The sequence below is a fragment of the Sphingomonas sp. IBVSS2 genome (assembly GCF_002127225.1).
In the GTDB taxonomy this organism is placed as follows: Bacteria; Pseudomonadota; Alphaproteobacteria; order Sphingomonadales; family Sphingomonadaceae; genus Sphingomonas.
Genome location: NZ_NFUR01000009.1, coordinates 97,572 through 112,822, shown reverse-complemented (window position 1 = coordinate 112,822; position 15,251 = coordinate 97,572). Strand labels below are relative to the sequence as shown.

General features: G+C 72.4%; 2 protein-coding genes. One reads left to right on the top strand and one right to left on the bottom strand.

Features of this window, described 5'->3' with window-relative positions; all coding sequences use genetic code 11:
- The first annotated feature begins 717 nt into the window (after positions 1-717).
- On the top strand, positions 718-13,431 hold the full coding sequence (locus CAP40_RS20625) for an autotransporter outer membrane beta-barrel domain-containing protein (protein ID WP_179188404.1): 12,714 nt from the start codon (positions 718-720) through the stop codon (positions 13,429-13,431).
- Between the two features lie 166 nt (positions 13,432-13,597).
- Here the strand turns inward: CAP40_RS20625 and CAP40_RS20065 are convergent, their stop codons facing one another.
- Positions 13,598-15,250, bottom strand: coding sequence for a DUF885 family protein (locus tag CAP40_RS20065; RefSeq protein WP_179188403.1), 1,653 nt, complete (start codon positions 15,248-15,250; stop codon positions 13,598-13,600).
- Between the last annotated feature and the right edge of the window lies 1 nt (position 15,251).

Genomic DNA, 15,251 nt, shown 5'->3' with positions numbered 1-15,251 from the left:
GCCAAAAACCGGAAGACCTTGGAACGGCTTGTCTTTCTCTGAGTATCCAACGCCTAGAAGCCGTCAGAACCCAGGGCCGCCGCCCACATGTCCCTTCATCTAAATCACTATGTCAAAGAGCACGTTCCTGCCCGAAGCGTCGCCACGAGCACCCCTTGGAGGGGAAACAGTCAGCGCCGCCGAAGCCGCGCAACCGATTGAAGAACGTCCCAACCGGAGGCCGGTCAGAGCAGAGAAGCGAGCGCCTCGCTGCCGGGAGGGCGCCATCTATGTGCCGGACCGATTCCCGTCAACCCGAAAAATGCACTTTTTTCCGATCCTCGCATTTTTTCCGTTCGACCGGCGGTCTCCGCCCCGGATCGCCGTCGCGGACGGAGCGAGGGCGCCGCGCAGGGAGGGAAAGCCCCTCGCCCTTCCCCTTTCCCTTTCCCTTTCCCTTTCCCTTCCCCTTCCCCTTCCTCAAATGGAACACAGTCCCAGGCACAAGCCGGGAGCGGCGGCCGCGGCGACCCCAATTGCGCGGGCCATTCTGGAAACAAATCGGACATATCCGTTCGCCGCTCCCTGGTGAAACCGGCTGATCACGGCCGACTTCCCATGCTCCGACTGCACGGATACGGGACAGATGCCGCTACGGAAACCATGTGCGAACAAAGGTAATTACTTGTTCAGCATGATATGATCCAAGTTCGACTCAGGTATTTCGGGGGAATTACGATGGTTCGGCGAACGGATGCTGTGCGGCTCGCGCGGCTCGCGGCGCTGGTGGATGCGACGGGCGATGCGGTCGATGCCGATCGGTTGAGCCGCATCCAGCGATCGGATTTCATTTCGGAGATCGGCGCCGTCCTCTCGCTGCTCGCCGATCGGTCGGCGGCGTTGTCGCATGCGCTCGAGCGGCTGCGCGATCGCATCGCCGGTGCCGGCGTCCCCCGCCGCCCGCGCCAGGCCGACCGCAAGCTGTTCGGCACGCTCGCCCGCCACCTGAAGCGCATCGGCCTGCTGCTCGCCATGGGCACCGCCGCCTGGGCGACCACCGCCGCGGCCAATACCAGCGTATCGCGCATGGCGCTCGCCAAGGCGATGATGGCACCGATGCCCACGCCGCCGGCGATACCGCCGGTCCATGTCGGCGACATGGTTCTGAATCCGGTCACCAATGCCAATGAGCGCGTGGTCGAAGTGATCAACGACGCGCTGGTCCGCACCGACCAGAACAACACGATCCTGCTCGCCAACACCATCGGCCAGACCTTCACCGATACCAATACCAACATCACCTACACGGTGAGCGCGGTCCAGCTGACCTCGGGCAGGGTCACCGGCGTCACGCTCGACAAGACCGGCGGCGGCACGGTCACCACGCCGATCGTCACCGATGTGAGCGCGGGCATCGGCTCGGCCCCGCCGCCGCAGGGCAACGGATCGACCGGATCGACGAGTTCGGGCTTCACCTTCCCGGCCGCGGCGGGCGACCTGCATCAATATTCGAACGTCCAGCGCGGTGCGAACGGCGGCAATGGCAGCTTCGGCGCCGGCGTCGAGATCTGCATCTTCGGCGGCTGCTTCACGATCGGCGCCAATGCCTCGGCCGGCGGCGGCGGCGCCAACGGGCCGAACATCGCCGCGACGGTGACTCCCGCCAACAACGGCAACATCACCACCATCTCGGACAATCTCCCGGGCATCGCGGCGATCAGCGCGGGCGGCAATGGCGGCAAGGGCGGCGACGGCGCCGGCAATGTCCGCGGCGGCGCGGGCGGCGGCGCGGGTCGCGGCGGCAATGTCGACCTGAGCTCGAGCGTGACCATCGCCACCTCGGGCGTGCGCAGCTATGGCATCCTGGCGCAGAGCGTCGCCGGGCGCGGGGGCGCGGGCGGCACCGGGTATCTCTTCTCGGGCGGCGGCGCCTCGGGCCCGGCCGCGCAGGGCGGCACGGTCAATGTCAGCAATTCGGGCCAGATCAAGACCACCAACACCGGTGCGATCGGCATCCTGGCGCAGAGCCTTGGCGGCAATGCCGGCACCAGCGGCGGGAGCTACGGCATCGTCGGCAACCCGGGCGCCGGCAGCGTGGGCGGCGACGGCGGCAACGTCACCGTCGAGCACAGCGGAATCGTTCGCACCGAGGGCGTGGACGCCGTGGGCATCCAGGCCCAGTCGATCGGCGGTTCGGGCGGCAATGTCGGCGGGACCGGCGGGATCGTCGCGTTCGGCGGAACCGCCGGCAATGGCGGCAATGGCGGCAGCGCGACGATCAACGTGCGCGCCGGGGCCGAAGTCACCACCACCAACAGCGGCGCCTATGGTGTCTTCGCCCAGTCGATCGGCGGCGGCGGCGGCTCGGCGGGCGGATCGGGCGGCCTGGTCGCCTTCGGATCGGACGGCAGCACCGCCGGCAATGGCGGCAGCGCCTCGGCGCTGGTCGAGGCCGGCGCGACCATCACCACCGGCGGCGCCAACGCGCATGGCGTGTTCGTCGAATCGGTGGGCGGCGGCGGCGGCGCGGGCGGCGCCTCGGGCGGCGCGGTCGCGGTCGGCGGCAAGGGCGGGTCCGGCGGCACCGGCGGCGCGGCGAGCGCCACCATCGGCGGCGCGGTCCGCACCGGCGGCGTCGACGCGCGCGGCGTGTTCGTCCAGTCCGTCGGCGGCGGCGGCGGCTCGGCCGAGGGCACGGGCGGCCTCGTCTCGATCGGCGGCAGCGGCACCGGCGGCGGCCTAGCGGGCAGCGCCTCGGCCAGCATCACCGCGACCGGCAGCGTCGTCACCACCGGCAAGGGCGCCGACGCGGTGTTCGTGCAATCGGTGGGCGGCGGCGGCGGCGCGGGCTCGGGCTCGGGCGGCGTGGTCGCGCTCGGGGGAACCGGCGGCACCGGCGGCAATGGCGGCACGGTCACGGTCGGCAATGCCGGCACCGTCCGCACCGAAGGCGACGGCGCCCGCGGCATCTTCGCCCAGTCGGTGGGCGGCGGCGGCGGCAAGGGCGGCGACAGCGGCGGCCTGGTCACCATCGGCGGCAACGGCTCGGCGGCAAGCACCGGCGGCACGGTGACCATCACCAACACCGGCAGCGTCACCACGTTGCGCAACAACGCCACGGCGATCTTCGCCCAGTCGGTCGGCGGCGGTGGCGGCGACGGCGGCACCACCGGCGGCGTGCTCCTCACCATCGGCGGCAAGGGCGCGAGCGGCGGCAATGCCGGCATCGTGACCGTCAACCACAGCGGCAATATCGGCACCGGCGGCAATGATTCGAACGGCATCTTCGCCCAGTCGATCGGCGGCGGCGGCGGCAATGGCGGCGCGAGCGCGTCGCTGAGCGCGTTCGTCGGCGTCGCGATCGGCGGAGCCGGGTCGGCCGGCGGCAATGGCGGCACCGTCGACGTCAACCTCACGCCCCGCTCGGTGATGGTCGGCGGCGTGCCGACCCAGCTCGATCCGTTCATCGCGACCAGCGGCGACCGCTCGCGCGGCATCCAGCTCCAGTCGATCGGCGGCGGCGGCGGCAATGGCGGCTTCGCGGTCCAGGCGACCGGCGGCTTCTTCGGTGGCGCGAGCGTGGCGATCGGCGGCAGCGGCGGGACCGGCGGCACGGGCGGGCACGTCACGCTCGACGGCGATGCGGTGATCCTCACCACCGGCGACAATGCGCAGGGCATCCTCGCCCAGTCGGTGGGCGGCGGCGGCGGCGCGGGCGGCTTCACCGTCTCGGTCGCGGCGGCGGCGGGCCCGGCGCTGGGCGCAGCGGTCTCGCTCGGCATCGGCGGATCGGGCGGCACCGGCGGCAATGGCGGCCTGGTCGAGATCAGGTCGGGCGGCGCGATCCAGACCGATGGCGACTTCTCGACCGGACTGCTCACCCAGTCGGTCGGCGGCGGCGGCGGCAATGGCGGGTTCAACGTCTCGGCGGCCGTCGCGGCGGGCGGCGGCGGCGCGGTCTCCTTCGCCGTCGGCATTGGCGGCAAGGGCGCCAATGCCGGCAATGGCGGCGTGGTCGACACCGATTTCGACGGCACGATCTCGACCGGCGGCGACGATGCCGGCGGTGCCGTAATCCAGTCGGTCGGCGGCGCCGGCGGCTCGGGCGGCTTCAACGTCTCGGGCGCGGTGAGCTTCGCGGGCACCACCAGCGTGGGCGTCGCGGTGGGCATCGGCGGCGCGGGCGGCGGCGGTGGCGACGGCGGCAAGGTGACCGGCCGCGTCGGCGGCAACGTCCAGACCACGGGCGACCGCGCGACCGGCGTGCTCATCCAGTCGGCCGGCGGCGGCGGCGGCAATGGCGGGTTCAACATCGCGGGCTCGATCTCGGGCAGCGGCTCCTATGCTGGCGGCATCTCCGTCGGCCTGGGCGGCGCGGGCGCGGGCGGCGGCGGCGGCGGCGACGTCACCGGCACCGCGGCGGGCACGATCTACACTTCGGGCGACCAGTCCGACGGCCTGCTCGTCCAGAGCCTGGGCGGCGGCGGCGGATCGGGCGGGTTCAACATCTCCGGCTCGATCGCGGGCAGCGCGACCTTTGGCGGCGGCCTGTCCGTCGGCCTGGGCGGCGCGGGCGGCACCGGCGGCAATGCATTGCATGCGACGGGCAGCGCGCTCGCCGCGGTCCACACGCTCGGCGACCAGTCGCGCGGCGTGGTGGTCCAGTCGAACGGCGGCGGCGGTGGCGCGGGCGCATTCAACGTCTCCGGCAGCATCGGCGGCTCGGGCAGCTATGGCGCGTCCGTCAATATCGGCCTGGGCGGCTCCGGCGGCGGGGCCGGCAATGGCGGCGAAGTCGATGCGAGCGCGGTCTCGATCCTGACCGAGGGCAACCAGTCGGGCGGTTTCCTCGCGCAGAGCGCAGGCGGCGGCGGCGGCGCAGGCGGGTTCAACGTCGCGGGCGGCGTGAGCTTCGGCGGCACCGCTGCGGGCGCGCTCTCGGTCGGCCTGGGCGGCTCGGGCGGCGGCGGCGGCGACGCCATGCGCGTCGGCGCGACGGTGACCGGCAATGTCGTCACGCTCGGCGACCAGTCGACCGCGATCACCGCGCAGAGCCTGGGCGGCGGCGGCGGCACCGGCGGGTTCAACGTCTCCGGCGGCATCGGCATTTCGGGCACCATTGCCGGCGCGATCAATGTCGGCATCGGCGGATCGGGCGGTTCCGGCGGCGACGCCGGCAAGGTCACGCTCACCGTCACCGGCACCACCGCGACCGCGGGCGACAAGAGCGACGGCATCCTGGCGCAGAGCGTGGGCGGCGGCGGCGGCGCGGGCGCGTTCAACGTCTCGGGCGGGATCGCAGTGGCCAAGGACGGCGCCGGCACGCTCGGCATCGGCCTGGGCGGCGCGGGCGGCAGCGGCGGCGACGGCAAGGCGGTCACGCTCAACGTCAACCAGGGCGTTGCCGACACCGCCGATACCCTGGTCGCGGTCTCGACCGAAGGCGACGACGCGCGCGGCATCGTCGCGCAGAGCCTGGGCGGCGGCGGCGGCAACGGCGCGTTCAACGTCACCGGCGGCATCGCCGGCTCGAAGAGCGGCGCCGGCAATATCGGCGTGGGCATCGGCGGCGCCGGCGCCACCGCGGGCTATGCCGAAGCCGTGATCGCCAACATCAACGGCGACGTCGCCACGCGCGGCGCGCGCTCGGGCGGCGCGCTGATCCAGTCAGTCGGCGGCGGCGGCGGCAATGGCGGGTTCAACATCTCGGGCGGCATCGCGGTCTCGAAGGAACTCACCGGCAACGTGCTGGTCGGCGTCGGCGGGTTCGGCGGCGCGGGCGGCGATGCGGGCACGGTCAACGCGACCCTGACCAGCGACATCGGCACCAGGGGCGACGATTCGCTTGGCCTGACCGTGCAGAGCCTGGGCGGCAGCGGCGGCAACGGCGCGTTCAACGTCACCGGCGGCCTCAGCCTCAGCGCCGGCGATGGCAGCTCCGGCACGCTGGGCGTGGGCGTCGGCGGCTTTGGCGACAGCGGGGGCAATGCCAAGGCAGTGACGGCGGCGCTCACCGGCGACGTCGCTACGCTCGGCGCGCGCAGCGGCGCGATCCTGATCCAGTCGGCCGGCGGCGGCGGCGGCAATGGCGGATTCAACGTCACCGGCAGCATCGCCCTTTCCAGCGGCGGCACCGGCACGCTCGGCGTTGGTATCGGCGGCTTTGGCGGCGATGGCGGCGACGCGGCCACGGTCGACGCCACGCTTTCGGGCAATGTCGCCACCAGCGGCGCGGAATCGGCCGGCGCGCTGATCCAGAGCCTGGGCGGCGGCGGCGGCAATGGCGGGTTCAACGTCACCGGCTCGCTCTCGATCTCGGCGGGCAACAACACCTCCATCGGTGCCGCGATCGGCATTGGCGGCTTTGGCGGCGACGGCGGCATCAGCCAGAAGGTCACCGCCAGCGTCGCCGGCGACTATCGGACCCGGGGCAGCGATTCGGCCGGCGTGGTGGCGCAGAGCATCGCGGGCGGCGGCGGCGCGGGCGGTATCAACATCTCCGGCGCGATCGCCCTCTCCACCGGCACCGCGGGCACTGCCTCGATCGGCATCGGCGGCTTTGGCGGCGATGGCGGCAAGGCCGGCGACGTCGAGCTGACCCGCACCGGAAACACCGTGACCAGCGGCGCCGATTCCGACGGCGTCGTCGCGCAGAGCATCGGCGGCGGCGGCGGCCGCGGCGGGATGAACGTGGCAGGCGGCATCTCGGGCAGCACCGGCGGCAGCACCGGCTCGTTCGGCTTCGGCCTTGGCGGCTTCGGCGGCGGCGGCGGCGAGGCAGGCAACGTCACCGCGCGCGTGACCGGCAATGTGCTCGCCACCGGCAATGGCGGCGTGGTCGCGCATGCGGCGCAGACGATCAACTTCCTCGGCTTCGACTTCACCTTCCCCGCCTATCGCACCATCGCGCACGGCTCGAACGGCGTGATCGCCCAGAGCGTGGGCGGCGGCGGCGGCCAGGGCGGGCTCAACGTCACCGGCCAGATCGCCCTCACCTCACCCGGCTCGAGCAGCGCGAGCCGCGTCGCCTCGCTGGGCATCGGCGGCTTCGGCGGCGATGGCGGCAATGCCGGCACGGTCGAGCTGAGCGTGAAGGCGCCGGGCACCGATCGCGTGCAGGTCGTCGCTTCGGGCGACGAGCGCTCGGCGGTTATCGCCCAGTCGCTCGGCGGCAGCGGCGGCATCGGCGGGATCAACGTATCGGGCGGCATCTCGCTCGACGGCCAGCTCACCGTCGGGATCGGCGGCTTCGGCGGCGATGGCGGCCTGGGCCGCAAGGTGACCGCCAATGTCGATGCCGACCTGTTTGCGCAGGGCACCAAGGCGCGCGGCCTGCTCGTCCAGTCGGTGGGCGGCGGCGGCGGCACCGGCGGCATCAACATCTCGGGCGGGATCACCGCCGACACCACCGCGACCGAGCCGACGCTCGTCTTCGGCATCGGCGGCTTCGGCGGCGCGGGCAATGCCAGCGGCGACGTGATCGCCACCCAGAACGGCCAGGTGATGGTCGACGGCTATGAGGCCACCGGCATCATCGTCCAGTCGGTCGCGGGCGGCGGCGGCGATGGCGGGCTCAACGTCTCGGCGGCGCTGAACAATGCCGGCGCCGGCAAGTCGAAGCTCACCGGCGTCGCGCTCGCCGCGGGCCTGGGCGGCACCGGCGGCACCGGCGCGGATGCGGGCGACGTCACCTTCACCAGCAACGGCAACGTGCTGGTCAACACCAAGGTGACCACCGGCGCGGGCGGCGCGGTCACGCTTTCGGCGACCGACTATGTCGGCAAGGCGACGGGCATCCTCGTCCAGTCGGTGGGCGGCGGCGGCGGCCAGGGCGGCATCGACGTGGCCGGCGCGGTCTCGCGCCAGGGCGCGCCGATCGCACTCGGCATCGGCGGCACCGGCGGCGCGGGCGGCAATGCCGGCGACGTGACGGTGACGCGCGGCTACACCATGGTCGGCGGCGTCGAGACCGAAACGCCCGGCCTGATCCGCACCTTCGGCGACGAATCGAACGGCATGACCGTGCAGTCGATCGGCGGCGGCGGCGGCAATGCCGGCTTCAACCTGGTGCTCGACGTCACGCTGGCGCCGGCCGGCAACAGCCCGTTCGCGGCGGTGGTCAATGTCGGCGGCGCGGGCGGCGACGCGGGCGCGGGCGGCGACGTCACGCTGCGGCACCGCGGCGACATCGGCACCAGCGGCGCGCTGAGCGACGGCATCCTCGCCCAGTCGATCAGCAAGGGCGGCGGCAACGGCACCTTCAACCTGGCCGGCGGCTATACCCGCGACGCCAACCAGCTCAACCTCAGCATCGGCGGGCGCGGCGGCATCGGCGGCGAGGCCGGCGATGTCGAGGTCGACCATGACGGCGCCATCGTCACCACCGGCGAGCGTTCGATCGGCATCCATGCCCAGTCGATCGGCGGCGGCGGCGGCAACGCCTCGTTCGATTTCGGCCTGGTGCCGGGCGCCAAGAACCAGTTCGCGCTGAGCCTCGGCCAGTCGGGCGGCACCGGCGGCACCGGCGGCGAAGTGACGGTGAACGCCGCGGGCGCGATCGACACCAGCGGCGGCTATTCCTCGGCGATCTTCGCCCAGTCCGTCGGCGGCGGCGGCGGCAACAGCGGCTCGTTCAAGATCGGCGGCACGGTGGGCACCGGCAGCGGCAGTTCGGCGCAGAGCTTCGCCGGCAGCGTCGGCGTCGGCCTGGACGGCGGCGTGGGGGCGACCGGCGGCGCGGTCTCGGTCGTCAACGCGGCGAACCTCACCACGCGCGGCGTCGAATCGCGCGGCATCTGGGCGCAGAGCATCGGCGGATCGGGCGGCGCGGGCGGCAGCGGCACCGGCGTGATGGTCAACACCACGGCGGCGCTCACGGTCGCGGTGGGCGGCACCGGCGGCGTCGGCTCGAAGAGCTCGACGGTCGATGTCGGCAACAGCGCGCGGATCGTCACCGGCGGCGACGATGCGGACGGCATCCTCGCCCAGTCGATCGGCGGCGGCGGCGGCACCGGCGGCTTCGCGGCGAGCGTCGCGCTCCAGTACAAGGGCAGCGGCAACACCTCGAACACCATGGGCATCGCCGTGGGCGGCTCGGGCGGCACCGCGGGCATCGGCGACACGGTGACGGTGACCAACACCGGCGTGATCGCCACCAGCGGCGCGCGCGCCTTCGGCATCCGCGCCCAGTCGATCGGCGGCGGCGGCGGCATCGGCGGCGCAGTCATCGACTTCCGCGCCCAGGGCAAGAGCGCCAACAACTCGATCAACGTCAATGTCGGCGGCGCCGGCGGCACGGGGGAGAAGGCGGGCGACGTCTCGGTCACCAACGAGGGCCTGATCTGGACCAAGGGCGAGGATGCCGCGGGCATCAGCGCCAATTCGATCGGCGGCGGCGGCGGCGATGCGGGGCTTGTGCTCCAGCTCGCGGTGGGCGCCACGGGCGCGGACAAGCAGACGCACAGCGCACGCGTCACCATCGGCGGCAATGGCGGCAGCGGCGGCGCGGGCGGCAAGGTCACCGTGGTCAACCGCGACACCGGCGGCACCAATTCGGGCGACATCCTCACCGAGGGCAAGGGCGCCTACGGCATCTTCGCCCAGTCGCTGGGCGGCGGCGGCGGCAACAGCTCGACCATTCTCGCGCTGACCGGCGTCGCCTCCGGCAAGGACAGCGCCACCTTCGGGTTCAATTTCGGCGCGGTCGGCGGCAGCGGCAATGTCGGCGGCGTGGTCGACGTGACCAATGCCGGCACGATCGAGACCAAGGGCGAAGGCGCGCACGGCATCCTCGCCCAGTCAATCGGCGGCGGCGGCGGCAATGGCGGGATGGCGCTCACCGGCAGCCTCCTGATCGGCGCGCCGACCTCGGCGCCGCTGATCGCGATCGGCGGCGTGGGCGGCAATGGCGGCAATGGCGGCGCGGTCACCGTGACCAACAGCGGCTCGATCCTCACCCGCGGCGCCAAGGCGAACGGCATCGTGGCGCAGAGCATCGGCGGCGGCGGCGGCAATGCCGGGCTGGGCGCGGCGCTCACGCCCGAGCCGGCCAGCCTCACCCTGTCCAACGAGATCGCGCTGATCGTCGGCCTCACCGGCGGCGGCACGGGCGGCACCGGCGGCGCGGTCACCGTCAACCAGACCGGCGACATCACCGTGCTCGGTGCCGGCTCGCAGGCGATCGTCGCCGATAGCATCAATGGCGGCGGCGGCACGCTGGGCTTCGACTTCAGCGGCATCACCGGCCTGCCGGGCCTGCCCGTGGTCGGCCCCGGCGGCAATACTCAGCGGCCCAATCCGCTGCTCGTCGCCCGCGCGGGCGCCGACGGCGCTTCCGGCATGAACGCCGGCAAGGTGACGGTGAATTCGAACGGCACGATCGGCGCGGGCGGGCGCAACGGCGTCGGCATCAGCAACCAGGCGATCGGCGGCGGCGGCGGCACGATCGACATCGACCTCGACATCGTCGCGCTCCACGACCCCACGGTCACCGACCCGCAGGCGCCCATCGGCGTCCGGCTGGCGCTGGGCGGCCTGGGCGGCGCCGACAATGACGGCGGCGACATCACCGGCAGCCATGCGGGCAGCGTCACCACCAATGGCGACGGCGCCGCGGGCGCGCTCACCCAGTCGATCGGCGGCGGCGGCGGCCGCGGCATCATCGACGTGACCGCGCAGCTCGCCTCCTTCTTCGCCGGCGCCTCGGTCACGCTCGGCGCCGACGGCACCACCGGCGCCTCGGGCGGCGCGATCCAGCGCGGCATGACCGGTGCGATCAGCACCACCGGCAAGTTCGCCCCCGGCGCGATCGTCCAGTCGATCGGCGGTGGCGGCGGCTCGGCGATCGTCGAGATCGCCCTGGGCACCGGCGCCACGGCGGCCGCGCCCAGCGTGCTCAACGTCGACGCCACCGCGCCCGGCACCGGCCCCAGCGCGGGCCTCGCCCCCGAAAGCCAGCGCGCGCTGGCCTATTGGCTGGCGGGCGCCGGCGCGGATCCGCTGGCGGTTGCGCCGCCCGCGGTTCCGCCGACCGTGATCGCGCTCGGCGCCAATGGCGGCGCCGGGCTCGACGGCGGCACGGTCACCCTCGCCTATGCCGGCGGCTTCACCACGCTGGGCGACTATTCGCCGGCGCTGGTCGTCCAGTCGATCGGCGCGGGCGGCGGCGAGGTTCGCCTCACCGGCGGCAGCGCCAGCGTCACCCTGGGCGGCAGCGGCGGCGCGAGCGGCAATGGCGGCAGCGTCACCGTGTCGAACAACGGCGCCATCCAGACCGCCGGCAACCATGCGCATGGCGTGTTCCTCCAGTCGATCGGCGGCGGCGGCGGCGCGGTGCTGGGCGCAATCGATTCCGCCAGCATCGCCTTCAACGCGGCCAACACCGGCAATGGCGGCGCGATCCGCTTCGACCAGACCGGCAACATCGCGGTGCTCGGCGCCAATTCGATCGGCGTGGTCGCGCAGTCGCTCGGCGGCGGCGGCGGCTGGGTCGAGGGGATCTTCGCCGGCAACGGCACCGGCTCCGGTGCCGGCGGCGCGATCGACTTGCGCCTTTCGGGCTCGGTCTTCGCGGCCGGCCTGAATTCGACCGGCATCTTCGCCCAGAGCCAGGGCAGCACCGGCGCGGGCAATATCCGCGTCACCGCCAACAACCTGGTGCGCGGCGGCGGCGGCACCGGCGCGGGCATCCGCCTGGCCGGCGGCGCGGCCAACCTGATCCAGCTCACCTCCGGCTCGATCAGCGCGGTCTCCGGCCTCGCGATCGACACGGGCGCGGGCAACGACCGGGTGGAGAATAGCGGCACGATCATCGGCAATGTCGACCTGGGCAGCGGGGCCAACGCGCTGGTCAACAACGCGAACGGCATCTTCATCGCCTTCAGCCGGATCGACCTGCGCGACGGCGCGGGCTCGAGCGGCAGCTTCGCCAATGCGGGCGACTTCCAGATGGGCCTCGCCGCCAGCCGCACCCCGATCGACCTGCTGAACGGCGCCACCTTCGCCAATCTGGACGGCGTCGGAACGCCCGCGACCAACCTGCTGTACGGCGCTCGCGTCATCAACACGGTCGACCTCGACGGCGACTTCACCCAGAGCGCGACCGGCCACATGGCCTTCGACGTCGCCTTCGGCCCCTATGCGTCGGACCGCGTCAATGTGAGCGGCAACACCAGCGTGGCCGGCACCGGCGACGTGATCCTCACCTGGATGCAGGACAAGAACCCGGTCACCCTGTTCGCCACGGCGGGCACGGCGACCAACAACGGGCTCACCATCCGCGACACGCTGGCGGTCGACTATCGCGTGCTGGCGAACAGCGCCGGCATCCAGCTCGCCTTCGACACCAATTTCGGCCAGCCCTTCCTCAATCGCAACGAGCGCGCGCTCGGCGCCTATATGGACCGCGCGGTGACGGCGGGCAGCTCGGCCGGGATCGGCCGCCTGCTCGCCCTGCTCGGCAACATCCAGGCCGGCAGCGAGGCCCAGTATCGCGCGATCTTCGACCAGCTGAACCCCGAGCCCTATCTGATCGCCTCGCTCACCCAGTTCGGCGCGGCGCGCGACTTCTCGTCCAACCTGTTCGGCTGCGGCACGCTCGCCGGTCCGGCGGGTGCCGGTTGCGTGTGGAGCCAGGCCGGCGGCCATGTCTTCCGGCGCAGCGGCGATAGCGAGCATGCCAGCGTCCGCGGCGACACCGACGGCCGCTTCCGCGCCGGCTTCGAGAAGCCGCTGGGCGGCGACTGGATGGTCGGCGGCGCGATCGGCTATGACAGCCTCGGCAATGCCAGGATCGACGGGCTGCGCGCCAATTCGGACGGCGACGGCGTCCATGCCGGCATCGGCGCGCGCTATGCGGGGGCGAGCGGCGCCCAGTTCGCCGCCTCAGTGAGCGGCGGCTGGCAATGGACCGAGTTGCGCCGCGGCGTGAACATCTTCGATCCGCGCCAGGGCGTGGGCAACCAGGGCACCGGCTATCTCCAGGGCAGTGCAGAGGCGGCCTGGGTGCTCGGCCAGGGCACGGTGTTCGCGCGGCCGGCGGTGCGCGGCTTCGTCACCGCGCTGCGCCAGGGCGGCTTCACGGAGCGCGGACTCGCGGGCCTGGGCGTCGAGAGCCTCTCCCATACGCAGTGGATCGGCACCGTCGCGCCCGAACTGAGCCTGGGCGTGCGGCTTGCCGGCAACGGCCCGACCAGCGCGACCTTCGCGATCACCGGCGGTGGCGTGTTCAACACCACCGACCGGATCGCGGCGCCGTTCCGCCTGCTCGGCGGCAACGCTTCGGCCGCGCCGGCGACGATCACGACGCTGATGGATCGCCAGGCCGCGCATGTCGGTGCGGAGCTGCGGGTGGTGGGCAACGAGAACCTGTCGTTGCGGCTCGGCTATGACGGCGAGTTCGGCAAGCGCACCACGGACCACCGCGCCAGCCTGAGCGCCCGCATCCGCTTCTGATCGCATGGGGGCTGCCCAGGGCTTGGGATCGGTCCTGGGCAGCTCCGTCGATATCGGGTCGAGACCCTATCGGCAAACACCGTCGCCCCGCCCCTTCCCGTCATCCCCGCGAAGGCGGGGATGACGAAGGAAGTCCGGCGCGCATCCCCCACCCCCGCCCCATGCCTCATCGCATGGTGCGGATCTCGTCGTCCCGGCCCGTCATTTCCCAGCGAATCAGCGAGATCGGGATCGAGCCTGCCGCGCGGAAGCGGTCATGGAACGTCTTGATGTCGAACCCGTCGCCTTCGCGCATCGCCACATCGGCGAGCAGCTTCTCCAGCTCCACCTTGCCCATGTAATAGCCGATGCCATAGCCCGGCTGGCGCAGGTACAGTTCGATGTCGAACTGCGCGACGGCGTCGCCCGGCTGCATCCATTTCGGCGTGCGCGAGATCAGCGAGGCATTGGCCTGTTTCCAGGTCCATTCGTTCGCCTGCATCTTCAGCTCGGGCAGGATGCGCGCGGCGCGCTTGGCGCCCAGGATATAGTCGATCTCGCGCGCCTTGGGCCGGCCCTCCAGCATGCCCGACTGGATCAGGAACTCCTCGAGGTAAAAGGCCCAGCCTTCGTTGCGCAGGCCGTTGACGAAGAACAGCCGCTGCTGACCGCGCACCGGGCGCGTGTCGCGCGCCGCCTGGAGCTCGTCAAAGGCATGGCCGGGCAGATTGTGCGCGCGCAGCGGCCGGCCGTCGCGGAATTCGGCCTGGAAGAAGAAATGGAGATGCTGCGGCGCATCGAACAGGCCCGGCCTGGACGGGTCCTTCTCGAAGGGGAACTGGTACGGCCCCTCCTCCGGATCATGCTTCACGTAGTCCGGGATCGTCACCCATTGGCCGTCGCGCAGGAACCTGAGCAGGTCTTCGTCCTCCGCCTTGCGCTTGGCGTCGAACGCGGCGCGGGTCTTGACCGGCTCGGGCATCGGGATGGCGCGGTTGCGATGCTCCTCGATCTTCAGGAAGGCGAGCTGGCGCTGATATTCGCGCTCGCCGATCACCCGGATCTCCTCGGGCGTATAGGGCAGCAGCAGCACGTGCCTGAGATACCAGGCGTAATTCTCCGCCCCCACGCCGCCATGGGCAGGGAGCCCGGCCTCGATGCCCTCGAGCCACGCCTTGAACGCGGCCGCGGCGGCCTGGGCCCGCTTCGCCGGGGCGACGAGCGAGGGCTGGCGCTTCGCCGCCTCGGCGGCCAGCGCGCCATAGACGTTCACTTCCACCTGCTTCTGCACGATCGCCAGCCGGGCGAGGTCGCCCCGCGCGTCGGTGAGGTTCGCTCGCGCCCGGCGCAGCGCCTCGGGCACCGCGTTCAGCCGGGCGGCCAGTTCCGCCGCCTTGTCCTTGGCGATCGGCAGCGCCGGGATGGCGATGGCACCGTGCATCTTCGGCCCGAAGCCGAGATTGGTGGTGCTGTAGAAGGCCGGATCGCGCTTCCAGGGCTGCATCACCCGGTGCTGGAATTCCAGCCCGCGCATCTCGGCCAGCACCACCATGTAATCGACGCGCTGCGGGATCGGCCAGGCGCTGTCGTCGATCGCGGCCAGCCGCGCCTCGAAGCGCTGAAGCCCGGCATAGTGGCGCGCCATCGCCTCCGGCGAATAATCGGGTACGCCCTTCACCATTGGCGGCGGCACGAAGGCGCGGAATTCCTGGTAGAGCGCAAGCAGCGCGTCATAGCCCTGCGGCGCGGCGGCCTCGCCCTGGGCGCGCGCGGGCTGTGCGAGGAACGGCACGGCTGCCGCGGCGAACAGCGCCGCGGCCAGGATAAGACGATGCTTCATG

Coding starts and splice junctions, on each gene's coding strand:
- CAP40_RS20625 (WP_179188404.1), top strand. CDS start 718: ATGGTTCGGCGAACGGATGCTGTGCGGCTCGCGCGGCTCGCGGCGCTG.
- CAP40_RS20065 (WP_179188403.1), bottom strand. CDS start 15,250: ATGAAGCATCGTCTTATCCTGGCCGCGGCGCTGTTCGCCGCGGCAGCC.